The sequence below is a fragment of the Heliobacterium mobile genome, assembly GCF_009720735.1.
GTDB lineage: Bacteria > Bacillota > Desulfitobacteriia > Heliobacteriales > Heliobacteriaceae > Heliobacterium > Heliobacterium mobile.
In genome coordinates, this window is the sequence record NZ_WNKU01000012.1 from 1 (window position 1) to 25,926 (window position 25,926).

Below are 25,926 nucleotides of genomic sequence, written 5' to 3' on the forward strand. Positions count from 1 at the left end.
GTAGCTATGTCGGGAGCGGATAAGCGCTGAAAGCATCTAAGCGCGAAACCGACCCAAAGATGAGACTTCCCACTACGATAAGTAGGTAAGACCCCAGGAAGATGACCTGGTCGATCGGCCCGAGATGTACACGCCGTGAGGCGTTCAGTCGACGGGTACGAATCGGTCGAGGACTTGACCTTAATCATGCGCAATGACTATAGTCCAGAAAGTTTAATTTGATGCAGCGGGACTGGGCGACCCCAGTCGTCGGCGGCTCTGCCGTCGGTAACGACGTGGGAACCGTCCGTAGCGGAAGCAAATCAAATTTTCTCCTCTGTGTAGTTTTTAAGGAACGAAGAAAGTTCATGGCAATAGCTATGGACTTTTTGATTTTTAAATCTAAAAAAGGAAAAAGACTGAAAGCGGCGGAGAAATCTTCACTTAGATGCTTAAAATACCTACATAACTGTTTCTCGAACGAGACAACTTACTTACGGGATAGTCCACAGGTATACACCATGAAAGCCTCAGGAATGCTTGTGGATAATCTCCGAACTCGTTACGCTCGTTACTCGTTAGAAGTTAATCTAGCTTAAAATGGAGGGTGATGTGGGTATGACAGTCGGTTCGCAAGTCAAACAAACGGTGGCTGGTTTGAAAAGTGCTGTTGGCAGCTTGGAAAACTTCGCTATCCAGACCCAAAACCAAAACGCAAAACAGGTGTACAGCCAAGCAGCTCAACAAACCCAGAATATCGTCAATCAACTAGAATCGCGGGTAAAAGAGATCGAAAAAGAAGAACCCCAATACAAAGGTTTCTAATAGGGGATACTTTTTAACACCGATATAGGCCGGATCGAAGGATCCGGTCTTCACTATATTCGGATACAAAATATTGGCAAAACGTTACCTTAACCATGTGTTTAGGTAAGCATGTGTTTAGATAACTATGTCATTAGATTAGTTTCACTCGAGGGGAAGGAATATTATGACGGTTGCAAGTCAAGTGAAAGGAACGATAGCTAGCCTTAAGGGAGCGAGAGCCACCCTGGAAACCTTTACAATCATAGAAGAAAATCAAGAAGCGAAAGATAGATATGGTCGTAATTTAAACCGTTTAGACCGAGTGATTGGAGACATGGAAAAACGGCTTCAAGTGCTGGAATTTGAAGAGCCGCAATACAAGGGCTTTTAAGGACATTCTGAGGTAAGGAGTTTTTTCCATGCCGGAATGGTTGATGATTCTGATTCGATCAGTCCTCTTATTCGGATTGACGCTGGTGGGTGCTCGCCTGCTTGGCAAGCGCCAGTCTGGGCAGCTAACCTTTTTCGATGTGGTGACCGGAATCGCCATCGGTGTCATTGTGGCCCTTTTATCGCTGAATCTGATGAGGAACATGCTTGGTGGGATTATAGCCTTGGTGGTCTGGGCTGGTTTTCCGATTGCCCTTCATTACCTATCGATGAAGTCCAAAACAGTCCGAGATTTTGTGCTAGGGAAAGAAACGATCCTCATTAATCACGGGAAGGTCCTTGACGATAAACTGATGGAGGTCCGACTTACTCCCGAAGATTTACTGAGCCAACTTCGCCGGAAGAATGTTTTCAGTTTCGCTGATGTGGAATTCGCCGTAATGGAGCCTACGGGCGACATCAGTGTGTTGCTCAATAAAGAAAAACAACCCATCACCCCGAAAACCCTGGAGCTGGATGTAGGGCGAGAAAGCGTCCCTCAGACTGTGATCCTGGATGGCGTCATGATGGATGAAGCATTAACGGCGATGGGATTCAACCGGGGATGGTTACACACAGAGTTAGAAAAAGTCGGCGTCGCACCAGAAAACGTTTTTATCGCTCAAGTAGATTCAACAGGCCAACTTTACCTGGATTTGTTTGATGATGCGATCATACTTCCTAAACCGAAGACAAAAGAACTGCTTTACGCAACCTTGAAAAAAAGTCAGGCCGACTGTGAACTCTTTGCGTTAAGCACACAACAACCCCGTGCCAAGCAAATGTACTCCGATTCGTCGCAGATATTGAACGAAGTGGTTCAAGACCTCGAACCATTGCTGAAACGATAACTAGTCCGTTGAAATTATTATCGTTGTGACGGTTAGCATTGACGGGTAAGGGGAGCAAAGATGTCCAACAAAAAGAAGAAAAAAATGACGCCTGTCCAACAGGAATACCACGATTTCTCTAAAGTACGGGAACCCAAACGACCGGTTCTTCGCAACTGCCTATGGGCCTTTTTTGTGGGCGGCTTTATTTGTTTGCTCGGCCAGTTTATTCAGGACTTTTTTCTCTGGAACTTCGAGTTCACCGAGAAAACAGCGGGAAACCCAACGGTGGCGATTATGGTCCTTCTGTCCACCTTGCTGACCGGTATTGGTGTCTATGATCACATCGCCCAACATGCAGGTGCCGGGACAGCCGTACCGGTAACTGGCTTTGCTAACTCCGTTGCCTCGGCTGCCATCGAACACCGTACCGAAGGCTATGTGCTGGGGGTTGGGGGAAATATGTTTAAACTCGCCGGTTCTGTGATCGTTTTTGGTACCTTTGCCGCTTTTGTCGTCGCGCTGGTTCGAACGACACTGGCGCTTCTGGGAGGGAGCTGACATGCTGCAAGGTCATCAGAGTTGGGTTTTTCCCAACCGTCCGGTAATCCGAAGTGTCGCAACCGTTGGCGGTCCATTTGAGGCGCAGGGACCTTTGGCGGAGGATTTTGATCTGCTGCACGGTGATCTGTGGCTCGGTCAAGATAGTTTTGAAAAAGCCGGTAAGAAGATGATGGAGGAAGCTTGTGAAATCGCCGTTCAGAAAGCCGGCCTTCAAAAGCAGGATATACAATTTTTTTTAGCCGGCGATTTGTTGAACCAAATCACACCCAGCAGTTTTGCTGCTCGCACACTGGCTATCCCCTACTTCGGTCTGTACGGAGCTTGTTCCACGGCTATGGAAAGCCTGGCTTTAGCCGCCCTGTTTGTGGACAGTAAATCGGCACAGTATGTGCTGGCCGGTACCAGCAGTCATAATGCGGCCGTAGAAAAACAGTTTCGCTATCCCACCGAGTACGGCGGTCAAAAGCCGCCAACGGCACAGTGGACAGTGACTGGCGCTGGCGTAGCCATAGTATCGGATAAAGGGGAAGGGCCGGTTATCACCAGGGCTACCATCGGACGGATCGTCGACATGGGCATTTCCGATCCCTTCAACATGGGGGCTGCGATGGCACCGGCAGCGGCAGATACGATCACAGCTCACTTTCGGGATTTTGATGTGGGCCATCAAGAATACGACCTTATCGCCACCGGGGATTTAGGCAAAGTTGGCTACCGCATTTGTGTCGATCTGATGCAAAAGCATGGTGTCGAACTTCCTGAAGATAAGTATACCGACTGCGGCTTGCTGATCTACGATATGGAGAGACAAAAGGATGTCCTGGCTGGCGGCAGTGGCTGTGGCTGCTCGGCCACAGTGACCTACGGACATATTCTAAACCGGTTGAAACGCGGTGAGTTGAATAAGGTGCTTATCGTGGCTACAGGCGCCTTGCTTTCTCCCTTGTCGTTTCAGCAGAAGGAATCCATTCCCTGTATTGCTCATGCGGTAGCCATTGAGAATGTGCAATAGGAGGGACCGTCGTTGCAAGTATATTTATGGGCTTTTGTCGTCGGCGGCCTGATCTGTGTCATCGGACAATTGATGCTGGATGTGGGTAAACTTACGCCAGCCCATACGATGAGTACGCTCGTTGTCGCCGGTGCCGTTCTTTCAGGTTTAGGCCTCTACCAGCCGCTCATCGATTTTGCCGGTGCGGGGGCGACTGTTCCGATCACCAGCTTTGGAAATGCGCTCGTCCATGGCGCGATGGTGGAAGCAAACGCTGTAGGGATTATCGGTATCTTAACAGGTATCTTTGAGGTGACGAGCGCCGGCATTTCGTCGGCCATCATCTTTGGCTTCCTCGCGTCACTTTTATTTAAACCTAAGGGATAAGGAGATCAAGATTGAGTATAGTTCCGGGTATTGATACTCGTTTGGTGGTTGAAATGAGGTTAACATCGTGCGAATATCTGAACGTCTGACAACAGTCAGGATAAGGATGTGCCTTTCGCTAGTCATTTTTGTAATGGCCGTAACAGTCGGTTGTGCCCCGCAGCAACAACGGCTGCTTACGCCGCCATCCATCTCGAGTCAGAAGCCGATGATATATCCCGCTGTGGCGGCGGAAATCAAAGAGGCTGTGAAAACCGTGGATGGTGTGGAGGATAGCACAGCCGTTGTCATTGATAAGGACATATCGACAGCCCTTAAGGTTACCGGCTTTGACCGGTTACGCTTAAAGACAATCCGTGGAAGCATCGAAAAAAAGCTGAAGGAATCCTATCCGGGGTATGAAGTCCACGTCACAACAGACAAAAAAATGTTCAAGCAATTGCAGCAGATAGAAAAGCAGGAAGGCGGCTCTCCGAAAGAAGTGCCGCCGGAGATCATCGAGAATTACAAAAAGATTTTGAAAGAGATGGCTGTACCATAGATGACTACCATAGGGTAAGCCCAAATCAGGCGAGAGCCTTGAGGCTTCTAAAATGAAAAACTCCCCAGACTTCAAAAGTCTGGGGAGTATGTTAGCTGTACGAATAAGTTCAATTACCAGTTGCTGCGACGGGAAGAGAAGCAATCGCGGCAGTATACAGGCTTGTCACCACGGGGTTGGAAAGGAACGGTGGTTTCAACGCCGCAGGAAGCGCAAGTAGCGGGGTACATTTGACGCTCTTGACGACCATAACCGCTGTTGTTGCTGCTACCACCCATACGGGCTTTGCGGGCAGCGCGGCACTCGGGGCAACGGCCAGGTTCGTTGGTGAAACCTTTTTCAGCGTAGAATTCTTGCTCGGAAGCAGTGAATTCGAATTCACGACCGCATTCTTTGCAGGCTAATACTTTGTCTTGAAACATGAGAAATCCTCCTCGATATTCTTTCGCCCGTGCTAAGGAAGTGACCAGACCTAAACTTCCCTTAGCCACTGGGCAATCGAGAAGGGTTGTCGTTCCGTAAGCAAAACCGAGCCATGTATAAGTATAACCGAATCATTGGAAAATAGCAAAGAGAAAATGTAACGAAAGTTACGAAATAAACGATAAAAAGGCTAGACTCTAAAGCGGTCCACTTCTTGCTGCATGCTTCCTGCCATTTGGCTTAAATTATCCGCGTAGGTAGCGGCCTGTTGCGTCGATGACAGTTGTTTGTGCATGACTGTAACGGCTTGTTGCGCGCCTATGGACGTTTCTTCAGCGCTCGCTGCCATCGTGGAAAAGATATCGAGAATATTGTCTTTCTCTAACTTCATTTTAGTAAAATCCTGTTGTACCTCTTCGGTTTTCTGGATTACGGCAGCGATAGCCGGAAGGACATCGTGAAAGAGTGTTTCTGTTTCCTGCACCGTTTTTGTCTGAACCGTATTGACGGAATAAGCCTGCTGGAGAGCTTCATCCATGGCTTCCACGGCCAGTTTGGACTGATTTTGCACGTTTCCAATCAACACTTTGATATCGTTCGCCGCTTTGACCGATTCTTCGGCAAGCTTTCGCACTTCTTCGGCGACGACGGCAAATCCTCGGCCATGTTCGCCGGCTCGAGCAGCCTCGATGGAGGCGTTCAGGGCAAGCAAATTCGTTTGGCTTGCGATCTGTGTAATCGTTTCTGTGATCGAACCGATCTCGCGGGACATGGCGTTCATGGCGCCGATCACGTTAGAGACACGATGACCGGAACGAGTCCTGTCTTCTGAACGGGCCGTCAATGTCCGCACTGTATCCAACACCTGATTGCCGAGATGGTGCATGGTAACGGCTACCTCGCTCATCTGATGAGTATATTCCCAAACAACGTCAATCGTCTTCGAGAGGTCGCCCAGTCGAATGACACCTGTTTCTAAGTCTTTGGCTTGTGTATCTGCATTCGCCGCGATGGAATGGATCGTTTCGGTGGTTTCATTCACATTATCGCTTGTATCGGCGGTAATCTGGGCGAGTGCTGTAGATGATTCGAAGACCGTTAAAGAGGCTTGTTTAATTTGCTCCACCAGCGCTTTTACACCGGCTTGCATCGTCATCACGGCATGGGCTAATTTGCCGATTTCGTCTTTTCGCGTGAACAGGTGCGCAGGGAGCTTTTGTGTAAAATCACCGGAACCGATTCGTTCCATTTGTTCCATGACGAGCACGAGGGGACGGCTGAACTGGGTGGCCACAGTGACGGCAAGGGCTAACGCGAGGAGCGAAAATCCGAGAACCACCGTTGTGATCGTGGTTTGCATGGACGTGGCGCTATGAAGCAATTCATCTTTTTCAATCACGGCAATATATCTCCAGCCCAAATCGGGTGTAGTCTGTATGTTAGCGATGAAAGTCTTGCCGTCTTGATTAAATTCGAAGTGCCGGTTATCGGTGCGGTCCGGTAAATCAATGAACGCCTCGACGTTCATTTCCGTGATCGGTTTAAAATTTAGCTCCGGTTTTTTAGGATGGGCCAGAATGGTCCCTTTTTTATCGGTCAGAATCACATAGCCTGTTTCTTTGACTTTTATGTTTTTTACAATATCGGTAAGCCCCTTCAAACTTACGTCTAAGCCTACAACACCCCTAGCATTATGGTGGTCATCCTGTAAGGCAGTGACGATGCTGAAAACCACATCTTCTCCTGTGGAAAGTAGGTATGGATCGGTGACTACTACTTTACCCTTATTCTCCATCGCCTTTTTGTACCAGGAACGACTGCGGGCATCGTAACCAGCTTTGCGGTTGGATGGAGGCCATTGCACATAGCCGCCATTCGCTTCACTGCCCAGGTAGGCGGCCGTTGTCTTGGGATGAGATTTGGCGAATTGCTCGAGAAGGCGATATATCATCGCCTCTAAAGGATCATTTTCGAGGGGGTTCATTTTCACCAAGCCGTTGGCATCGCCTTGTTTATCGATGTAACTGGTGATGCGCTGCTCGGTCTGCTTAAGCAGGGGATCCGTCGAGAGGAAGTATGTATCATCTTTGATGCTGTCAATAAAGAGATTGACGGCATTTTCAACTTGCTGCATTTCCCCTGATGTAGCCGCAAGGAATTCTTCTTCCACCTGCTTCGTCAATGTACTTTTCACGATATAACCTACGGAGAAGAGGGGGGTGAGAGTGACGAGGAGAAAGGCGACGATCAGTTTGGTTCGAATCCCCCAGGACGGACGCTGAATTTCCACCATAAAACCTCCTTTACCAGCCCTTGTTTATTCTCACCCTTGACACAATCCTATTGGCAAATGCGTATATTGCACCGAATAATCCTGAGGGACGGTGCATGCATGAAGGCGACTCAAGGTAACTTGGAATCAGTCATCCGCATTGGCATGAAAGCGCCAGACTTTACGGCGGTAACAACCTTCGGAACGCTTCGATTTTCTGACCTTGCAGGTAAATGGGTGGTCTTCTTCTCCCATCCCGGCGATTTCACACCTGTCTGTACGACGGAATTTATCGCTTTTGCCAAGTACAGTCCCTATTTCAGCCAGAGAAATGTACAGCTTTTAGGGTTGAGCATCGATAGCAATCCAGCCCATCTGGCTTGGGTACACAACATCTACCAAAACACAGGTGTTCAAATTCCCTTCCCCGTCATCGCTGATCGTTCCGGTGAGATCGCCCGGCTCTATGGGATGATTGCGCCGGATGTGAGCGCTACGGAGACGGTACGGAATACGTTTATCATCGACGATCGCCAAAACATTCGAGCCAATCTGGCTTACCCTCTTACCAACGGCCGAAACATTCCGGAAATCCTCCGCCTTGTCGATGCCTTGCAGACAAGCGATCGCGAGGGAATAGTTACACCGGCGAACTGGGTACCCGGACAGTCGGCACTGGTACCGCCGCCCCGAACCTATAGGGAACTGTCGGAAAGAGAGAAAGGTTCCCCAGGGTTGCAGTGTGTGGATTGGTACTGGTGTTACAGGCAACCGGCTTCCCATCCAGTTCCTTGCGCAGAGAGGGACCGAGCAGATAGTTCATTAAAGAAGGAAGGGTAATAGTCAAGCACCATTGCCTTGAAAAATCCACTCATATAAACTGGATTGGCGGCAAGAAAGTGTTCTTAGGAGGTTCCTACGGGCCTCACAAGGACATTTTCTTTTTGGTTACAGTGAATTCGGATTTCATGGACAACCTGTTCCACGAGAAGGGGTAAGGCGGCTGCTACCGGCGGGGATAGCCCGATGCTTGGGTGGCAATCAAGGGGCTCCGCACCGATGATGGTCACTTGGGAGGGAAAGCCCGTATGTGAACGGGCTAGTGCGATGACATCGGAAAGGGCGATGCCGTGGGCTGTGCGAAAACTATCGGTGCCTTCGGATATGTCATCCAAGTCTATACGATATAAGCTACCCGGTGGTTCGTTTCCTAAGAGCGCATCGATGACCAGTAAACGGCGGGACCGGCTGATCTGTTCCAGGTAGAACAGGAGGGAGGTGCCTCCATCGACGATGTCGATTTTCGGTGGATGGCGAAAAGGGAGCAGCTTTTCTGCGGCGTAAACGCCCAATCCGTCATCGCCCATCAAGAGATTTCCTAGGCCGAGAATCAATAACTCACTTTCCGGCGCTGGCTGACATCTTCTGCTCATGGCTTCACTCCCGTCCCTATCGAAATCGCAGTATCGTTTCCCGCCATGCACCGCCGAGTGGTGAGACTCCCCTAGCCGAATTGTCTTGGTATTTTTATATACGATCCAAACATAAAAATACCGAGAGCCCGGAAAAAAGGGAGTGCGATGATGGGATGCGAAAAGAAGAATTCGTCCACTTATGCCGTAACTGGCCTGTTCAAGGCGGCTATTCGCTGGCCGGAGCTGTAGTTCCCTTGGTTCGGACGTACCTGTTCGGAAACCACCGGCGAAAACTGCCCGTGATCTGGCTGGAGATGAACGACAGCGGTGACAATAACATCTCTTTTTTGAATGCCACTTCGCCCTACGTGGGACAAGTTTTTACATATATGATCGACCTCTTATACAGCAACCCCTTTATGGCTGCTCAAGGACCGGACGCTCTACAACTGCTCACGAATGCAGCGCGAGAATACAGCGGAAAATTCACCCTTGTTGTGGAAGGAGCCGTGCCGACCAAAGCGGACGGCTTATATACAGTCATCGCCAGGACGCCGGAACGGCCCCTCACTGCCTGGGAGATCCTGCGATGGTTGGGCCCATTGGCGGAATACGTCCTCGCTGTCGGTACCTGTGCCAGCTTCGGCGGCCCCTCGGCCGCCCGGCCCAACTTGACCGGAAGCCGGCCGATCCAGGATGTGCTGCAGCGGCCAGTCATCCGGGTGAGCGGTTGCCCCGTCAACTCTGATTGGTTCGTGGGAACCTTGGCCCACTTGATCCTCTACGGTATGCCTGAAGTAGATGACCAGGGGAGACCGACGTTGTTTTATAGGGATACAGTTCACCGCCATTGCCAGCGCCGTTCTTACTTTGGCCAAAAAGTCTTCGCGGAAAAATTGGGCGATAAGGAATGCATGTATTCCGTCGGCTGCATGGGACCGGCCACATTGGCCGATTGTCCCTACCGGCAATGGGTCGATCATGTGAGTTGGCCTGTCAAAGCGAATACCCCTTGTATCGGCTGTACAAATCGAGACTTTCCTGATGGCTCAACTCCCTTTTACCAGTCCTTGGCCCAAAAACGTCCCAAAGAAGGAGGGCGCTCATGAGCCGGCAGCGCATCATGTTTAGTCCTGTCACCCGTTTAAGCGGTTTGCTCTCGGTGGAAGTTTTTTTAGAGGGAAGATGGGTCGCTGAGGCCAATGCCAGCGCTACCTTGTTTCGGGGATTCGAGTGGATCATGCGCGAACGCCATGTGACCGATGCAGTCTACCTGACCCAACGGGTCTGTGGGATCTGCTCGACCTCCCATGGGGCGGTGGCCAGTTACTTGCTTGACGATCTGTTAGACAACAGCATCCCTGAGCAGGGACAGTATTTACGCAATATCATGTTCGGTGCCGACTTCCTGCAGAACCACATTCGGCATTTTTATCTCTTCAGCTTGCCAGACTTTGTTCGCATGCCCGACCACCCTCCGTTTCAACAGCAAAACCTGGCAGACGCCCGTTTTGACAGTGTGACCACTCGACAAATGGTGGCCCATTACTTCGAGGGGATCAAAGCGTCCCAGAAATGCCATCAGATCCTGGCCCTCTTCGGCGGTAAGGCACCTCATCAACACAGCTTTGTTCACGGCGGCGTGTCCGTAGCCCCCACGGCCGATAAGGTGGCGACCGCCTTAGCGTTGCTTCAAGAAGTGAACGACTTTGTACAAGGCTGCATGGTTCCAGATACGGAACGAATCGCCCAGACTTATGGCGATTACTTTCACATCGGGGAAACGCCCCGGCGGATGCTATCCTTCGGGCTCTTTCGCTTCGGTGAAAAAAATGAACAGGTGCTCTGGCGCAGCGGCCTGATCAAGGAACAGCAAGTAACCGTTCCCCAGATCCCCTTCATCAAAGAAGAGGTCACGCATAGTTGGTATAACCGCAGTCCTGAGGTCAGCCACACGCCGGAAGTCTACTCAGTACCTCAAAGCTCGGAAAACAACGGCAGTTCTGAAACGCATGAGATGATCCCGGATCCTTATAAAGGGCAGGCCTATTCCTTTGTCAAATCGGTGCAGTACGCCGGCGAGACTTATCAAGTAGGACCGCTGGCGAGGATGCTCATCAACGGATTCTATCGCGGTGGGACGTCCACGATGGACCGCATATATGCCCGTACGCTGGAAACGGTCTTAATCGTCGAACAGATGAAAGAGTGGTTAGGCCGCCTTATACCAGGACCCCCGCCCATCCAGCAGAATCGAGAGCCTGTGAAAAAAGAAGTGGTGGCGGTGACCGATGCCATGCGGGGCGCCTTGCTCCATCGTGCTCAGGTGAAGGGCGAGCAAGTGAGCCGCTATGACATCATCACGCCGACCGTATGGAACTTTTCCCCGAAAGATGGGCGGGGCCAACGAGGGCCTGTGGAAAGCGCTCTTGTTGGTACCGAAATTCCCCGGCCCGATATGTTATTTACGGTGTTAGGGCGGATCGTTCGATCCTTTGATCCCTGTTTGAACTGTGCCACCCATGTCATGGACATAAAAAATGGATCCCCTTTCATTAGGGAATCCAAGATGGTTGAAATGTTCCGTTAGTAGGGTCATGGGCTTACTGCAGAGAGCGTTTTCGACTCGGAGCGAAAAAGTGCTCTTTTTTCTTGGCGGTAACATGGAAAAACAGGTACAATGAGACTAGATCCAATAAGGAGGTGAATTCCCCGATTTTCCGTGTGAATTGGGGAGAAAATGCGCTTATTGACCCGTTCGGATTTTGACGGTTTGGCTTGTGCTGCGCTGTTGATTGAACTCGGAATGGTAGACTCCTTTAAGTTTGTTCATCCGAAAGATGTTCAAGACGGCTTGGTTGAGGCGAATGAAAATGACATCGTAGCCAATGTGCCCTATGCGCCCGGCTGCGGCCTCTGGTTTGATCACCACGCCTCCGAAGAAGAGCGCGGTAGCTTACAACAACAATACAAAGGGATGTCTCGTCCGGCTCCCTCCTGTGCCCGGGTCATCTATGATTACTACGGCGGTCGGGACAAGTTTGGCCCCGATTTTGACGCTCTCATGGCGGCGGTGGACAAGGCCGATTCGGCTCAGTTCGCCATCGACGAAGTGCTCGATCCTTCTGGATGGGTTCTCCTTTCTTTCATCATGGATCCCCGAACCGGTCTCGGTCGTTTTCGCAACTTCACCATCAGCAACTATCAGTTGATGGAGAAACTGGCCCATGATATCCGGCATAAAACCATCGAAGAGATTATCGAAGATCCGGATGTGCAGGAACGGATCGGCTTGTACTTTGAGCAGACCGAACTGTTCAAGAATATGGTGACGGCACACTCCAAGGTACATAAGAATGTGCTCGTGACCGACCTGCGTAACGCCGATCCGATCTATTCCGGCAACCGTTTTATTCCGTACGCATTGTTCCCGGAGGCCAACATCAGCGTTTGGATCGTCAACGGAAAGCTCGGCAACTGCGTCTTTACCTGCGGGAAGTCGATCTTCGACAAGTCTTCGCCGGTGAACATCGGTTCGATCATGTTGAAATACGGCGGCGGAGGCCATTTCAACGTCGGTACCTGTCAGGTGCAGAATGAAGAGGCCGAAGAGACGCTAACGAACATCATGGAACTGTTTTCGGACCGGTAAAAAGCTAGGTGGTAAAAAATCTAGTACACAAAATAGCCTCTTGATGAGTGCCTATGCTCATCAAGGGGCTATTTTTTATCGATGTTGCCATAGCCATGCGGTTTCGACAATCGTAGACAAATCAGTAAACTTGGGCTTCCAGCCGAGTTCGGCGACGGCCTTAGCGTTAGAGGCGACCAAAACGGCGGGATCTCCAGGACGACGGGGTTCTATACGTACGGGAATAGGATGCCCAGTGACGCGGCGAGCGCTTTCTATGACAGACAGAACGGAAAAGCCCTGGCCATTACCGAGGTTACAGACGCCAGAGGGTTTCCCGGAGAATAGCGCTTCGATAGCCAGCACATGGGCATCGGCCAGATCGGATACGTGGATATAGTCGCGGATACAAGTGCCGTCTTCGGTAGGATAGTCATTTCCAAAGACGGATACAAAGTCCCGATGACCTTGAGCGACTTTTAGGATGTTTGGAATGAGATGCGTTTCCGGGTCGTGACTCTCACCGCTTCGTCCTTGCGGATCAGCCCCGGCTACATTGAAATAACGTAGGGCCATCCACTTCATCCTGTGGACCTTTTCAAACCAAGGCAGCATCTGCTCGATAAGATGTTTGGACAAGCCGTACGGATTGGTGGGCCGGATCGGATGCGATTCCGGGATCGGCACATCTTGAGGTTCGCCGTAAACGGCCGCCGTCGATGATAACACGAAATAGGGGATCTTATGTTTCGCCATCGCAGATAGCAGGACCGCCGACTGACTGGTGTTGGCCAAGAAGTATTTCCCCGGATCTTGCATCGACTCGCCGACGAGGCTTTTTGCAGCAAAATGCAACACGCCGTCGATGGGATAGTCATGAAAAATCTTTTCGAGCAATGAGGAATCTCCTACGTCTCCCTGATAAAAGGGAACTCCATCAGGAACCAGATAAGCATGACCTGTCGTCAGGTTGTCCAAAATGACGACGTCATGGCCTGCGGCTTGTAAAGCGAGGACCGTATGGCTGCCGATGTAGCCGGCACCGCCGGTAACGAGAAAACGCATAAAAAACCCCCACTATAATTCAGATGGATGATCGTTCACCATCATTATTGCTTATTTCACACATCATAAAAAGTAATTTTACAGCCTTCGCTCAAAGGGGATAGGATAAACCCAAAGAACGGAGGTAGTTTTACATGAATCAAAGTCGATTTATCGGCGGTCTGCTTTTGACCGCCTTGCTTGCCGCCGCCGCGCAGATGATGGCCCGTCTCCCTTTGCTCAGCATCTTCGGGGTCATGGTGACAGCCATCCTCCTTGGATTAGCTCTGCGGGCGATCGGCGAAGCCGTGGTCACACCGCTTAGCCCCGGAATTTCTTTCTCCGCCAAGTATGTGCTTCGAGTGGGCATCATCCTGATGGGGGTACGGCTCAACATCGGCGACATCGTGGCAGCAGGTTGGAAGACCATCGTACTCGATGTGATGGTCATCTTGTTCGCGATTTCAGTCATCCTTTACCTAGGCCGGAAGATGTGCCTGGAACCGAAATTGACCGCTCTCATCGCTGCAGGGACAGGCGTTTGTGGCGCCGCAGCCATTGGTGCTGTTGGGCCGGTGATCAAAGCCAAAGACGAAGAAGTGGCCCTTTCTGTAGCCATCATCGCACTGCTCGGTACACTATTTACCGTGATTTATACGGCTCTGCTGCCCATTTTAAACTGGTCGCCTCATGAGTATGGCCTATTCGCCGGAGCGACCTTGCATGAAATCGCCCATGTGGTGGCGGCGTCAGCCCCGGGCGGCCCCGTGAGCAGTGACACGGCCTTATTGGTCAAGTTAGGGAGGGTTGTCCTCCTGGCGCCGGTGGTGATGGTTATGGACTGGCTGTACAACAAGCGCTCCCAGAACCCCAGCCTTGCGAATCCAGGCAAACGGGTGATACCCTGGTTCGTCCTCGGCTTTCTCGGCATGGCTCTGTTAAACACCTATCATGTATTCACTGCGGACACGGCCCAAAAGATCATCTCAACGAGTGTCTTCTTGCTGGCCATGGCCATGGCCGGCATGGGACTGAATGTGCATATCGCCGATATTCGACGAGTGGGCCTGATGCCGATGGTCGTGGGGATAACGGGCTCAGTCTTACTCAGCCTTTTTGGACGAGGGCTCATCGTCCTCCTCGGCTTGTAAACGAGCGGGATGAAGGGATGGCGGGGGCGATAGCTTTTCAGCGACGAAAGCGAGGAAGCGGTCGACGGCGAGGGTCGTAAACTTTTCCTTGTGGTAGAACATGGTGAAGGACCGTAGAATGGGGCCTTCTTGGACAGGCAGGAGTTGGAGATCTCCCCGGCATACTTCATCAGTCACTGCCAATTTAGAAATGACCGAAATCCCCAGGCCTGCCTTGACGGCTTCCTTGACCGCTTGGGTGCTGCCGAGTTCCATGACCACATCCAGCGTTGCCCGAGAGTGCCCGTGCATTTCTAAGAACTGTTCAAAAAAACGACGTGTACCCGACAGGGGTTCTCGCAGGACCCACCGGGCCCGCAGTAGTTCGGCCAAAGAAATGGCTTTGTCCCCTGACTGCTCGCCCCCGGCGGGAGCGATGACGACCAGTTCATCGCCGCTGCAAGGTAGACTGACGAGCAGCCCGGGTAGTGGGTCCGGTCCCTCGATAAAGCCGATATCCAACTGACCTGCCATAACCATGGCAGTAATCTGTTCGGAATTATAGACGTCCATAGCGATGTTCACTTTGGGATAGGCCTGGCGAAACTGCACGAGCAGTGCTGGGAGAACGTATTCGCCGATCGTTAAACTGGCACCGACACGTAAACGGCCGCTCACTTCGCCGGTCAGGTCTTGCATGGTATGGTTTACTTTTGTATAGAGCTGGTCCAACTCGACGGCGAAGGGATATAAAACCTTTCCCGCGGTAGTGGCCATGATGCGGCGGTGAAGCCGGTCAAAGAGCTTAACATCGAAGTGGGCTTCCAGATTTTGAATCTGCTGGCTGACGGCCGACTGGGTCATATGCAGTTCCTGGGCAGCGCTGGATATACTGTTTTTCTCCATCACTGTCTTGAAGATAAAAAGTTGCGTGTCGAGCACGGTCATTTCCTCCCTACGGTAAAACCAAAAGACCGGAAACTAATGAATCTTCGTAAAATCGTTTGCCAAATCGAGCTTGCCCCCAAAAGGGATCGGTAAGCTTTGATATTTTCGACATAGGTCGACAACAAATCTTTACTTGCAGTAAAGAACAACGTATCATCAAACCAAAACGGCTTTTTCTAGCAGAAGGCGCCTGGCAGAAGGGCGATGGAGGCCGATGGGTTTGAAGGCGAATCTCTCATGGGGGCAGTTTCTCCCCCAACAGATCACGAAACGTATTTTATATTCCATGGTCGTTTTAGTAGTCCTGCACACCGTGATTTTAACAGGCATCGTCCATTTAGGTTTTTTGAAAAAAGAACGCTTCGAACGGATGAAAGACCTGCAAACGGTGACGGCTGAACTGGATCAACGCCTTTCTGAACAGGTGATCCACCCGGAAAGCATAAGAGGAGATTGGGAAGAACGCTCCTTAATTCTTGAAAAAACACTGCGGCCAGAAACGGAAGCGCTTTCGCAAATGTACCCGGGATTAGTTATTGGATACTATTCCAATGCGCTAGGGCGAACCGTAGCGTATAGCGAACGTCATGAGTATCATATCCGCGTCATCGATTACACCTTGGGTTTACATCCCTTATCTTTTTTAAACAATTTGAGGATGGTGAGGGAACTGCCCGGCTTTGACCTGGAAACGGTCAAACCGGATATACCTGTATTTGATAATTGGCGTAACGATCCGATGATCTACATCTCCCATTCCGTATACCGGGAGGGCTGGCTGGTCGGCTACTGTTGGGCAGTCGTGAAGCCTGATGATTTTCATACGGCCGTGCTGCTGCGGACTGCCGAGATCATCTCCATTGAATTGGTACTGGCGATATTGTTGATTTTTGAAGCCTGGCGGTTCTTTACCCGTTTTAAAGGGGAAATCGAAGGGTTCGGTCAAGCGGTAGTTCTAGATACGCAAAAGCTGCCGCGAGAGTTGCTTCCTGAGCTAAACCCGCTCTTGGAAAAACTAGAATCGGATACACGCAGCATAAAACTGGTTCAATCAAGTTTATCCAAGGAGATCGCTAAGCGTGTCCGTGCGGAGAAAGAGTTAAACCGTTTCTTCGACGTTTCTGTCGATATTCTCATCCTCATAGACCTCTCTGGTCATCTGCGCCGGTGGAATCCCGCCTTGGAGCATCGTTTCGGATATAGCGAAGAAGAGTTGGCCGACGTCCCCTTCACTGATTTTGTCCATCCCGATGACATAGAGGCCGTAGAAACGGAATTTCGCTGGCTCTTATCGGGTGAGCCAACGGTGGGAGAGGAGATCCGTTTTCGCAGTAAAGACGGCAACTATCGTTGGATGGCATGGAACGCCGTCCCGGATCTGGTTGACGGAACGATCTACGCCGTCGGACGGGATATGACCGCCCGGAGACAATCGGTAGAAGATCTGCGCGTCTCAGAGGAGCGTTTTTCCAAGGCCTTCTACGCCAATCCAAACCCGATGTACATTTACTGTATAGACAAGGATTGTCTCTTTGAAGTGAATGAGAGCTTCCTGCGGATCACTGGATGGAGACGGGAAGAGGTGATCGGCCGAAGCCTTCAAGAACTGCATCTATCGAAACCATCACCCCGGGAAAAAGTCATCCGAAACCGGGAGACATACTTTAATACGCAAAACGGGGAAAAACGTATATGGCTCCTGTCGGCCGAACAGATTGAACTGGGAAGCCGTCCTTGTTATCTTTATGCGATCAACGATATCACCGAATTGCGGTGGCTGGAAAAGGAAATGGCTCGGTTGGATCGCCTCAATCTGGTGGCCCAGATGGCCGCCGGTATCGGCCACGAGATCCGTAACCCCATGACGACGGTTCGTGGTTTTCTGCAAATTCTCGCTGCAAAAGATGAAAGTATACATAATAAAAACTACTACGACTTGATGATCGAGGAATTGGATCGAGCCAATTCGATCATCACTGAATTTCTCTCTCTGGCCAAAAGCAAGGTTGACGACCCGAAAATACAAAGTCTGAATCAAATCATTAAGACACTATACCCGATGATGGAAGCGAACGCCTCTTTGGGTAAGCAGTTCTTGCGGTTAGAATTGGGTCAAATCCCCGATCTCCTTCTCGGTGAAAAGGAAATAAGGCAGCTGCTGTTGAATTTAGTCCGCAACGGGTTGGAAGCGATGACGGCCGGACAAACATTGACCATCAAAACATACCTTGACAGTGACAGTGTCGTACTGGCCGTTCAAGATGAAGGCCCAGGTATTGAATCGTCCTTGCTGGAAAAGCTCGGTACCCCCTTTTTTACCACCAAAGATCAAGGAACCGGTCTTGGCTTGGCGATTTGCCACAATATCGCCGCACGGCACCAGGCCGTCATTATTGTGGAGTCGGGGAACCAAGGGACCACGTTCTATGTCCGGTTTCCCTTCACCCCGTCGACAGAAACGAAGGGTTACCCGAAAAAAGAGACGGAATAAGCAGGTATTGATGGAGATGGAGGAAAGATGGCACGGATTATTATCGGGGAGGACAATGAGGCCAACTGTGAACTCTTAAAAAAGATATTGAGTCGGAACGGCCATCGAGTCTTTGTGGCCCACAACGGGCGGGATGTCGTAGAAATGGCCAAACGATTGCAACCACAGACGGAGATCATCCTGCTAGATATCATGATGCCGATCATGGATGGCTTTCAAACGATCGCAGAACTGCAGCGGGACTGGCGGACCCAGTCCATTCCTGTCATCATGATCACCGGCAGCAACGATCTGAAAAATGTGCTTCGTTCCAAATCAGCCGGTGTAGTTGGCTATGTGCTTAAACCTTTTGAACCAGCCGATCTGCTGGAACGCATCGATCGGGCCTTAGGCAAAGAAATTGCGCCCAAAGACCAACCCCTGGTCAAAATCTTTTCGGCAGGGGAGTTGTCCTCGAAGGCGGCGCTTGGCACCGGCGATGAAAATCAGTCGGAGTAAACTTCACCCTGGCCATTCGTAAAGGGGAAGCCTCGAACATAAGAAAGCCCGTTTCCCCATGATGTAAGGGGAAACGGGCTTTAACACGTACCTACTTTAATGGATAAAGGCGCCGATCTTATAGCGGTTCCCGAACGATGACCGACCAGGCTTTTCCCCGATAGGCGTTATAGCCGCGCGTATGGGCATAACCGAAAATCTGCATCTTCCCAGAGTTGTCCTTCTCCAGGGTATAACCGTAGGCTTCACCAGAGGTAGCCTTTTTCACCGCCTGAAGATGGTTGAGGTTTTTCTCCAAGATGCCTGAGCGGTCTCGGGAGCCGATAACAACCCCGGCTTTGTTCACCACAAAGATGTCGCCGGTGCTGCCAATGCGAGCGTTATCGATAATATCATAAATAAAGTTCCAGTTAAACCGGGTCGTAAAAACGCCGAGGACCGTTCCGTCTTCGGCACGAACGGGACAAGAATAGGCGATAGTGTGACCGCCAACCGCTGCAGAGTAATACATGTCCGTGACATAGACATCATTTTTGGCAACGGTTTCTTTAAACCACTCGCGGTCAGACATGTCTTGCCCCACCAAGTTTTGGTGTACCGCCGTTGCGACGATTTTTCCTTGCCGGTCCGTCAGGTAGAGGTCGAAGTATACTTCATAAATATCCACGATTTTCTTCATGAGTGCCGTCGCTTGTTCCTTGGTATGGCTGTTCCCATTGACCAGACAAGCACGGATTTTATCGAAGGTAGCCCAAGCTTGTACGTCGCAATTTCGTTCGAAGAGGTTGCGGTCAATCTTGTCAATCGTATCGTAAGCTACATCAGCCGTCCGAACGGCGATGACGTCATTGGCTTTCGACTGGATGTTGTTGATAAGTTCCTGACTCTCTTTCGTGGCCGAAAAACTGCGATCGGCCAGTTTTTTTATCTCATCGGCCACAACCCGGAAACCTCGGCCGGCTTCCCCTGCCCGAGCGGCTTCAATGGCGGAGTTCAGGGCCAAAAGGTTGGTCTGTTTGGTGATATGATCGATCGTCTTGACCACTTGACCCATTTGGCTGTTCGCTTGTTTTAACTGATGGAGCAATACGGAGACATCCAACGTATCTGCTTGCTCGTTCGCCATTTACACCATTCCTCTCTTCCTCAAACCATACACTTTTTATTATGCCATAATCCGAAAAGCCCGGGAATAAGAAAAATCGCGAAAAAAAACCACCACCGATGATTCTTGACACTATGGCAATAGGAATTAGATAATCATGCTGTTATAATAAAAATAATACTTTGGCATGGGGAGACTGAGGATGGAGATAAAATCAATTAAAAAGCTGAAACTGTACGGGTTTAACAATCTGACGAAAACCCTCAGTTTCAACATGTACGACATTTGTTATGCGAAGACGCCGGAACACCGAAAAGCCTACATCGAATATATCGACGAAGAATACAATTCGGATCGACTGACGAGCATCTTGACGGAAGTCTCAAACATCATCGGCGCTAACATCCTCAATATTGCTAAGCAAGACTACGATCCCCAGGGCGCCAGCGTCACCATCCTGATCTCTGAGGGCAAGATCGAATCGGAACCCGCCGATGAGAATGACGGAAACGAAGGTACCAGTGAAGTCGACAATGATAATGATATCGAGATGTACAACCTCGGACCGGACGCTGTCGTCGCCCATCTCGATAAGAGCCACATTACCGTACACACTTATCCCGAAAGCCACCCTGACAAAGGGATCAGCACCTTCCGGGCCGACATCGACGTATCCACATGCGGTCAGATTTCACCTTTAAAAGCGCTCAACTACCTCATTAACAGCTTCAGTCCGGACATTGTCATCGCCGACTACCGGGTGCGAGGTTTTACCCGGGACGTAAATGGGAAGAAATATTATATTGATCATAAAATCAACTCCATCCAAAACTATATCGCCAAGGATATCCGTGAACTCTATCAGATGATCGATGTGAACGTCTATCAGGACAACATCTTTCACACGAAAATGCTGCTGAAAGAGTTTGATTTAGACAATTACCTCTTCGGGACGGCCAAGAAAGATCTCCTGCCTGGTGAGAAGAAAAAGATCAAACAACGGGTCAAAAAAGAAATGACGGAAATTTTCCACGGCCGGAACATTCCGAAAGTGTAAATCCCTTTCACCCAAGGATGGTCTCTCCGATAGAAGGAGGCGGTAGACATGGGCAAGTGGGAACGCCTCAAGTCGGTGGGAGTCTTCACAGTACTCAACGAGGAAATCCTACAGTCCCTGGCCCCCCTGATCAGCGAACGGACCCTGAAAAAACGGCAGCCCCTCTTGCAGGAAGGGGAACCGGTCGAAGATGTCTACTTTCTGCATCAGGGAAAAGTCCGTTTAGCGAAAATGAACGCCGATGGACAGGAAAAAGTGGTGTCCATCGTCAATCCCGGTGAGATCTTCGGCGAGATTGCAGCTTTTGACAATGGGCCAAGCCCCTATACGGCAGAAACCATGGAAGAGGTCACCGTGAGCCGGATGGGACTCGACGATTTTCGAGCCCTCGTCAGAGCCCATCCGTCCTTAGCCATGGCTTGCCTGCAGGTAGAAGCCCGACGGCTGCGCCAAGCGTACCGGCACATGAAAAACTTAGCCCTCTTAGATACGTACGGACGAGTCTCCGCTCGCCTGTACAAACTGACTAAGGACTATGGGGTTCCCGAAAAAGGGGGGACCCGCATCGACTGCAGTCTCACCCGCCAGGAGCTTGCCCAACTGGTCGGCACATCCCGGGAGACCGTATCGCGCATCCTGGCGGAGTTCGAACGGCTCGGTATCGTTGAAGTGGACCGGCATACGATCACCGTCAAAAACCTGGAAGAATTAAAACAGTGGGCCACCGGATCAAGGGAAAGGGACGGATCTTCATAGTCCGGCCCTTTTAATGTTCTTAAAATCACAACAATAGGGGAAAAATGGTCTTAGGAAGGAAGGAAACGGAGGTTCATTCACGAATTGTTAAGGCATCTTCATAGGAAAGAGGGCGTTTCGGGATGAAGAAAGACGTTCTGGTTTCGGTCCTCGGCACACAGACGAACGACGTCGGCGAAAAAGATACGATCCATCTCATCACCGAAGGAAAGATGTTCAAAAAGCCCACCTCCTATTATATTGTGTATAACGAATCAGAAATCTCCGGAATGGAAGGGACGACCACCACGCTGAAGGTGGAACCTCACCGGGTGACCTTAAACCGCATGGGAAGTTCCGAATTCAAACAAACCTTTGAAGAAGGGGTACTCCATCAAGGCGTTTACCACACCCCCTTCGGGAGCATGCACTTAGGTGTCATCCCTTCGAAAGTGGATGTGGCCTTGGATGATCAGGGAGGTTCCATCAACCTGATCTACGAACTCCAAGCCGATCAGCGCAAGCTGAGCGATAACTCCTTGTTGATTACCGTAAAGGAGGAAAAAAGATTCCAGTGAACTTTGTTGAAAACATTCGCCGCCACATCACCGGTGCTATCGGAGCAGCCCTCGAAGCGGCCCGCAACACCGGCGAGATAAATTTTGAACACCTGCCTACGGTCGCTTTAGAAGTGCCTCGAGAAAAACAACATGGTGATTTTGCGACCAACGTGGCTATGACCATGGCCAAACAAGCCCGCATGAACCCGCGTCAACTGGCCGAAAAGATCGTCGCCCACATCGACCGGGGAGACTGGCTGAAAGATGTGCAGATCGCCGGTCCCGGCTTTATCAACTTCACCTTGCACCATCACTGGCTCTACCCGGTGCTGCCGGCCGTTCAACAGACCGACGACCGCTACGGCGCCTCGCAAGCGGGTGCCGGAAAACGGGTGCAAGTGGAATTCGTCAGTGCCAACCCGACCGGGTTGCTCCATATGGGCAACGCCCGCGGCGCCGCCCTCGGCGACACCTTGGCCAACCTGCTTCGCTTGGCCGGCTTTGATGTGACCAAAGAATTTTACATCAACGATGCCGGCAACCAGATCGAGAACTTCGCCAAGTCCCTCGAAGCCCGCTACCTGCAACTGCTTGGCCAAGATGTCCCCTTCCCGGAAGAAGGCTATCACGGGGAAGACGTGGCTGAGACGATGCGCGGCCTTATCGCCAAAGACGGCGACAAGTATGTGCCCATGGAGACGACCCTCCGCCGGGAGCTGCTCGTCAAATATGCCTTGCAAGAAAAACTGAGTGGTATTCGGGAATCGCTGGCGCGCTTTGGCGTCGACTATGACATCTGGTTCTCCGAGCAGTCCCTCCACGACTCCGGAGCCATCCGGGAGACCTTGGAGACCCTCCGGGCCAACGGCTACATCTATGAAAACGAAGGTGCGCTCTGGTTCAAAGCGACATCCTTGGGCGAAGAGAAGGACGAAGTCCTTGTCCGTTCCAACGGCATTCCCACCTACTTTGCCGCCGACATCGCCTATCACAAAAACAAGTTTGACCGCGGTTTTGATTGGGTGATCAACATCTGGGGCGCTGACCACCATGGCCACGTGTCCCGGATCAAAAACGCTGTCAAAGCTGTCGGATATAACTCGGAAAACCTGGACGTCATCCTCATGCAGTTGGTGCGCCTCTTCAAAGGCGGCGAAATCGTCCGCATGTCCAAGCGAACCGGCCAGTACATCACCCTCGACGAGTTGGTCGAAGAAGTCGGCAAAGACGCGGCCCGGTTCTTCTTCGTCATGCGCGGTGCCGACTCGCACCTCGATTTTGACCTTGACCTGGCTAAAAGCCAATCCTCGGAAAACCCCGTCTACTACGTCCAGTACGCTCACGCCCGCATCTGTTCGATTTTGCGCACGGCCAAAGACGCTGGTTACGAAGTGCCTTCCGTAGACGGAGTGGACTACAGCGTCCTCGACCATCCTGCCGAACTGTCCCTGATTCGCAAAATCGCCGACCTGCCCGATGAAATCGCCCGGGCCGCCACCCAAATGGAACCGCACCGCATGGCCCGCTACGCGATGGATCTGGCCGCCCTCTTCCACAGCTTCTATACCCATTGCCGTGTGTTGACCGACGAAAAAGCCTTGCGCGATGCTCGCCTCGTCCTCGTCGACGATTCCCGCATCGTCCTGCGCAATGTTCTTTCCAGCATGGGTTTGACAGCACCGGAGCGGATGTAGTATAATTTCGTTTTGAAATATGTGGTAGCCGTGAACACAAGGAGTGTATGTAGTGTCGCCGACAACCACCCCGACAACAGGGCGAAAAGCCTCGGAAATTGAAGTCCTTCATCAGCTTCTGCGGGAAAAAGGTGAAAACACCTTTTACAAAGATCTGATTGTGCAAGTCCTCAGCCGGATGGGATACGAAGATCCGGAAGACGCCAAAGCCATCGCCGCTGTGTACACCCAGATGAATCTCGACATGCGTTTCATCCATTTTGGCAACGGCATGTGGGGCCTTCGCAACTGGGCGCCAGCGAAATCGACCCGCCGCATCCCCACCATCTCTCTATTGAACAAAACCGTTGAATACGAAGATGGCGAAGGCGGAGACGACGACGATTATGATGATCGGGACCACGATTATGGTCGCGGTCGTGACGACGACTGGGAGCGAGCCGAATAGGCTCGCTTTTTCACGTTCATCATGCGGCCCGGGTGCTTTCCGTTTTCCTTGATCCTCACCCGGAGTTTGGGTAGAATAGAAAAAGTATTAGAGTGGACGAGCCATCAATATTATCAAAGAACTGGAGTTAATGGTCTTGAAGAAAGCAGGCATCGATATGCAAACTAAGTTCATTTTCGTTACTGGCGGCGTCGTGTCGTCTCTGGGTAAAGGCATCACCGCCGCTTCCCTCGGCCGCCTGCTCAAAAGCCGCGGCCTCAAAGTGGCCATTCAAAAATTCGACCCCTACATCAATATCGACCCGGGAACGATGAGCCCCTACCAGCATGGCGAGGTCTTCGTCACCGACGACGGCGCCGAAACGGACCTGGACTTGGGTCACTACGAACGCTTTGTCGACGTCAACTTGTCCAAGGCGTCCAACGTCACCACCGGTAAGATCTACTGGTCGGTCATCTCCAAAGAGAGAAAAGGCGAATACCTGGGCGGCACCGTACAGGTCATCCCGCACATCACCAACGAGATCAAAGAACGGGTGCTCCGTGTCGCTCGTGAATCGAGCCCGGATGTGGTCATCACCGAGATCGGCGGTACCGTCGGCGATATCGAATCCCTGCCGTTCCTGGAAGCCATCCGGCAGATGAAGTCCGATGTGGGCCGAGATCGGGTCATCTACATCCATGTCACCTTGATGCCTTTCATCTCCGCCGCCGGAGAACTGAAGACGAAACCGACCCAGCACTCGGTGAAGGAACTGCGCAGCATCGGCATCCAGCCGGACATCATCGTCTGCCGTACCGAAAAAGCCTTCCCGCAAGAGCTGGAAGAAAAAATTGCCCTCTTCTGCGACATCGACCCTGCGGCCGTCATCCAGATGGTCGATGCCGAGACGATCTATGAAGTACCTTTGCTCCTCAAAAAAGAGGAACTGGACGATATCGTCATTGAAAAGCTGAAACTGACCTGTGGCGAACCGGATCTGAAAGATTGGGAAGCCTTAGTTCATAAGATAAAAAACCCGAAACAGCAGGTGACCATCGGCCTCGTCGGCAAATATGTCGCCTTGCCGGACGCCTACATGAGTGTCGCCGAATCCCTACGCCATGCTGGCATTCATCACAATGCCTCTGTGAAAATCAAGTGGATCTATTCGGCAGACCTCGAAGGCGCCCCGCCGGAAGATTTTCTCTCCGACGTGGACGGCATTCTCGTTCCCGGCGGATTCGGTGACCGGGGGATCGAAGGAAAGATCTCGGCCTTGCGTTACGCCCGGGAAAACAAAATTCCTCTCTTGGGAATTTGTCTGGGCATGCAGCTGGCCGTGGTGGAATACGGCCGCAACGTCCTCGGTTGGGAAGATGCCAACTCGAGCGAATTCTCCGAGACGACGACGCATCCCGTCATCGATCTGCTTCCAGAACAAAAAGACGTGGAAGAAAAAGGTGGCACCATGCGCCTGGGCATCTGGGCCTGTCGGGTCAACAAAGGCACGAAGACCTGGGACGCTTATCAAGACGAAGTCATCTACGAGCGTCATCGCCACCGCTATGAGTTCAACAACAATTACCGCGAAGCGATCGAAAAAGCGGGCATGATCATTTCCGGTACGTCACCCGATGGACGACTCGTCGAAGTGGTAGAACTCCGTGACCACCCCTGGTTTGTCGCTTCCCAGTTCCACCCGGAATTCAAATCCCGACCGAACCGTCCCCATCCGCTGTTCCGGGATTTTGTCGGTGCGAGCTTGAATAGGGTTAAAGGCGAGAACTAGAAAACAGATCTTAAATCAAGGTGTATTGGCGGAGTGAGCGTTTTGGGCGTAGCGGCGTCGTGAACGAAAGTTGCGTAGCGGATAGGCGCGCCATGGTTTACATGCAGGAGAGCCCAGAGGTTTGGCGTGCCCGCGAAGCAACCGAGTGAACAGCCGCGAAGCCCTTAGCGAACGGC

The 25,926-nt window shown here is 51.4% G+C and carries 26 protein-coding genes and 1 rRNA gene; 21 read left to right on the plus strand and 6 right to left on the minus strand.

What is annotated here, in order from left to right; translation table 11 throughout:
• From GJ688_RS11090 to GJ688_RS11125, 8 genes are all read left to right on the plus strand, one after another.
• Positions 1-182: ribosomal RNA gene (locus GJ688_RS11090) — 23S ribosomal RNA — on the plus strand; the annotation flags it as partial.
• Positions 183-597: 415 nt separating this feature from the next.
• On the plus strand, positions 598-804 hold the full coding sequence (locus GJ688_RS11095; RefSeq protein WP_155476626.1) for a DUF1657 domain-containing protein: 207 nt from the start codon (positions 598-600) through the stop codon (positions 802-804).
• Between the two features lie 166 nt (positions 805-970).
• Positions 971-1,177, plus strand: a complete 207-nt coding sequence (locus tag GJ688_RS11100) for a DUF1657 domain-containing protein (RefSeq protein ID WP_155476627.1) — start codon at positions 971-973, stop codon at positions 1,175-1,177.
• A 28-nt stretch (positions 1,178-1,205) separates the two neighbouring features.
• Positions 1,206-2,066 carry a DUF421 domain-containing protein gene (locus tag GJ688_RS11105; RefSeq protein WP_155476628.1) on the plus strand — a complete coding sequence of 287 codons (861 nt, stop codon included), beginning with the start codon at positions 1,206-1,208 and terminating at the stop codon, positions 2,064-2,066.
• 60 nt (positions 2,067-2,126) lie between these two features.
• Positions 2,127-2,606: a stage V sporulation protein AC gene (gene spoVAC / locus GJ688_RS11110; RefSeq protein WP_155476629.1), complete on the plus strand. Its 480-nt coding sequence runs from the start codon at positions 2,127-2,129 to the stop codon at positions 2,604-2,606.
• A 1-nt stretch (position 2,607) separates the two neighbouring features.
• Positions 2,608-3,621 carry a stage V sporulation protein AD gene (gene spoVAD, locus GJ688_RS11115; RefSeq protein WP_155476630.1) on the plus strand — a complete coding sequence of 338 codons (1,014 nt, stop codon included), beginning with the start codon at positions 2,608-2,610 and terminating at the stop codon, positions 3,619-3,621.
• Positions 3,622-3,633: 12 nt separating this feature from the next.
• Positions 3,634-3,987 carry a stage V sporulation protein AE gene (gene spoVAE, locus GJ688_RS11120; protein ID WP_155476631.1) on the plus strand — a complete coding sequence of 118 codons (354 nt, stop codon included), beginning with the start codon at positions 3,634-3,636 and terminating at the stop codon, positions 3,985-3,987.
• Between the two features lie 67 nt (positions 3,988-4,054).
• The gene (locus GJ688_RS11125; RefSeq protein WP_155476632.1) at positions 4,055-4,528 is read left to right on the plus strand and encodes a YhcN/YlaJ family sporulation lipoprotein; all 474 of its coding nucleotides are present in this window, start codon (positions 4,055-4,057) and stop codon (positions 4,526-4,528) included.
• A 113-nt stretch (positions 4,529-4,641) separates the two neighbouring features.
• Here the strand turns inward: GJ688_RS11125 and GJ688_RS11130 are convergent, their stop codons facing one another.
• Complete coding sequence (locus GJ688_RS11130) at positions 4,642-4,950, minus strand: zinc-ribbon domain containing protein (protein ID WP_155476633.1); 309 nt, start codon at positions 4,948-4,950, stop codon at positions 4,642-4,644.
• Positions 4,951-5,141: 191 nt separating this feature from the next.
• On the minus strand, positions 5,142-7,241 hold the full coding sequence (locus GJ688_RS11135) for a methyl-accepting chemotaxis protein (protein ID WP_170291895.1): 2,100 nt from the start codon (positions 7,239-7,241) through the stop codon (positions 5,142-5,144).
• A 102-nt stretch (positions 7,242-7,343) separates the two neighbouring features.
• Here GJ688_RS11135 and GJ688_RS11140 point away from each other — a divergent pair, with 102 nt between their 5' ends.
• Positions 7,344-8,063 (plus strand): peroxiredoxin, encoded by a 720-nt coding sequence (locus GJ688_RS11140; protein ID WP_155476635.1) that lies wholly within the window; start codon positions 7,344-7,346, stop codon positions 8,061-8,063.
• A gap of 65 nt (positions 8,064-8,128) precedes the next feature.
• On the opposite strand, the gene GJ688_RS11145 is transcribed toward GJ688_RS11140, so the two are convergent.
• Positions 8,129-8,656, minus strand: coding sequence for a hydrogenase maturation protease (locus GJ688_RS11145; protein WP_155476636.1), 528 nt, complete (start codon positions 8,654-8,656; stop codon positions 8,129-8,131).
• Positions 8,657-8,811: 155 nt separating this feature from the next.
• Here GJ688_RS11145 and GJ688_RS11150 point away from each other — a divergent pair, with 155 nt between their 5' ends.
• From GJ688_RS11150 to GJ688_RS11160, 3 genes are all read left to right on the plus strand, one after another.
• Positions 8,812-9,747 carry a hydrogenase small subunit gene (locus tag GJ688_RS11150; RefSeq protein WP_155476637.1) on the plus strand — a complete coding sequence of 312 codons (936 nt, stop codon included), beginning with the start codon at positions 8,812-8,814 and terminating at the stop codon, positions 9,745-9,747.
• Positions 9,744-11,228, plus strand: a complete 1,485-nt coding sequence (locus GJ688_RS11155) for a nickel-dependent hydrogenase large subunit (RefSeq protein WP_155476638.1) — start codon at positions 9,744-9,746, stop codon at positions 11,226-11,228. The genes GJ688_RS11150 and GJ688_RS11155 overlap by 4 nt, the downstream gene beginning before the upstream one ends.
• A 150-nt stretch (positions 11,229-11,378) precedes the next feature.
• Entirely contained in the window at positions 11,379-12,290 is a 912-nt protein-coding gene (locus tag GJ688_RS11160; RefSeq protein WP_155476639.1) for a DHH family phosphoesterase, read from the plus strand.
• Between the two features lie 75 nt (positions 12,291-12,365).
• On the opposite strand, the gene galE is transcribed toward GJ688_RS11160, so the two are convergent.
• Positions 12,366-13,334, minus strand: coding sequence for a UDP-glucose 4-epimerase GalE (galE, locus tag GJ688_RS11165; protein ID WP_155476640.1), 969 nt, complete (start codon positions 13,332-13,334; stop codon positions 12,366-12,368).
• 134 nt (positions 13,335-13,468) lie between these two features.
• Between galE and GJ688_RS11170 the strand changes: the two genes are divergently transcribed.
• A complete protein-coding gene (locus GJ688_RS11170; RefSeq protein ID WP_155476641.1) occupies positions 13,469-14,464 on the plus strand; it encodes a YeiH family protein in 996 nt (331 codons plus the stop codon).
• Here GJ688_RS11170 and GJ688_RS11175 read toward each other — a convergent pair.
• Positions 14,417-15,385, minus strand: a complete 969-nt coding sequence (locus GJ688_RS11175; protein WP_170291896.1) for a LysR family transcriptional regulator — start codon at positions 15,383-15,385, stop codon at positions 14,417-14,419. The two genes, GJ688_RS11170 and GJ688_RS11175, sit on opposite strands and share 48 nt — an antisense overlap.
• Positions 15,386-15,611: 226 nt before the next feature.
• Here GJ688_RS11175 and GJ688_RS11180 point away from each other — a divergent pair, with 226 nt between their 5' ends.
• Positions 15,612-17,882 (plus strand): PAS domain S-box protein, encoded by a 2,271-nt coding sequence (locus GJ688_RS11180; RefSeq protein WP_170291897.1) that lies wholly within the window; start codon positions 15,612-15,614, stop codon positions 17,880-17,882.
• A gap of 27 nt (positions 17,883-17,909) precedes the next feature.
• Positions 17,910-18,380, plus strand: a complete 471-nt coding sequence (locus GJ688_RS11185; RefSeq protein WP_155476644.1) for a response regulator — start codon at positions 17,910-17,912, stop codon at positions 18,378-18,380.
• A 118-nt stretch (positions 18,381-18,498) separates the two neighbouring features.
• Here the strand turns inward: GJ688_RS11185 and GJ688_RS11190 are convergent, their stop codons facing one another.
• Positions 18,499-19,506 carry a methyl-accepting chemotaxis protein gene (locus GJ688_RS11190; protein WP_155476645.1) on the minus strand — a complete coding sequence of 336 codons (1,008 nt, stop codon included), beginning with the start codon at positions 19,504-19,506 and terminating at the stop codon, positions 18,499-18,501.
• Positions 19,507-19,687: 181 nt separating this feature from the next.
• Between GJ688_RS11190 and speD the strand changes: the two genes are divergently transcribed.
• The 6 genes from speD to GJ688_RS11220 all read left to right on the plus strand — a co-directional run bounded on the left by speD (position 19,688) and on the right by GJ688_RS11220 (position 25,750).
• Positions 19,688-20,542: an adenosylmethionine decarboxylase gene (gene speD / locus GJ688_RS11195; protein WP_155476646.1), complete on the plus strand. Its 855-nt coding sequence runs from the start codon at positions 19,688-19,690 to the stop codon at positions 20,540-20,542.
• 48 nt (positions 20,543-20,590) lie between these two features.
• Positions 20,591-21,298: a Crp/Fnr family transcriptional regulator gene (locus GJ688_RS11200; RefSeq protein ID WP_155476647.1), complete on the plus strand. Its 708-nt coding sequence runs from the start codon at positions 20,591-20,593 to the stop codon at positions 21,296-21,298.
• A gap of 122 nt (positions 21,299-21,420) precedes the next feature.
• Positions 21,421-21,855, plus strand: coding sequence for a DUF1934 domain-containing protein (locus GJ688_RS11205; RefSeq protein ID WP_155476648.1), 435 nt, complete (start codon positions 21,421-21,423; stop codon positions 21,853-21,855).
• Positions 21,852-23,531 carry an arginine--tRNA ligase gene (gene argS, locus GJ688_RS11210; protein WP_170291898.1) on the plus strand — a complete coding sequence of 560 codons (1,680 nt, stop codon included), beginning with the start codon at positions 21,852-21,854 and terminating at the stop codon, positions 23,529-23,531. Before GJ688_RS11205 ends, argS begins: the two co-directional genes overlap by 4 nt.
• Positions 23,532-23,583: 52 nt before the next feature.
• Positions 23,584-23,979: a DNA-directed RNA polymerase subunit delta gene (gene rpoE, locus GJ688_RS11215; protein WP_155476649.1), complete on the plus strand. Its 396-nt coding sequence runs from the start codon at positions 23,584-23,586 to the stop codon at positions 23,977-23,979.
• 157 nt (positions 23,980-24,136) lie between these two features.
• The gene (locus GJ688_RS11220) at positions 24,137-25,750 is read left to right on the plus strand and encodes a CTP synthase (RefSeq protein ID WP_155476716.1); all 1,614 of its coding nucleotides are present in this window, start codon (positions 24,137-24,139) and stop codon (positions 25,748-25,750) included.
• Positions 25,751-25,926: the final 176 nt, after the last annotated feature.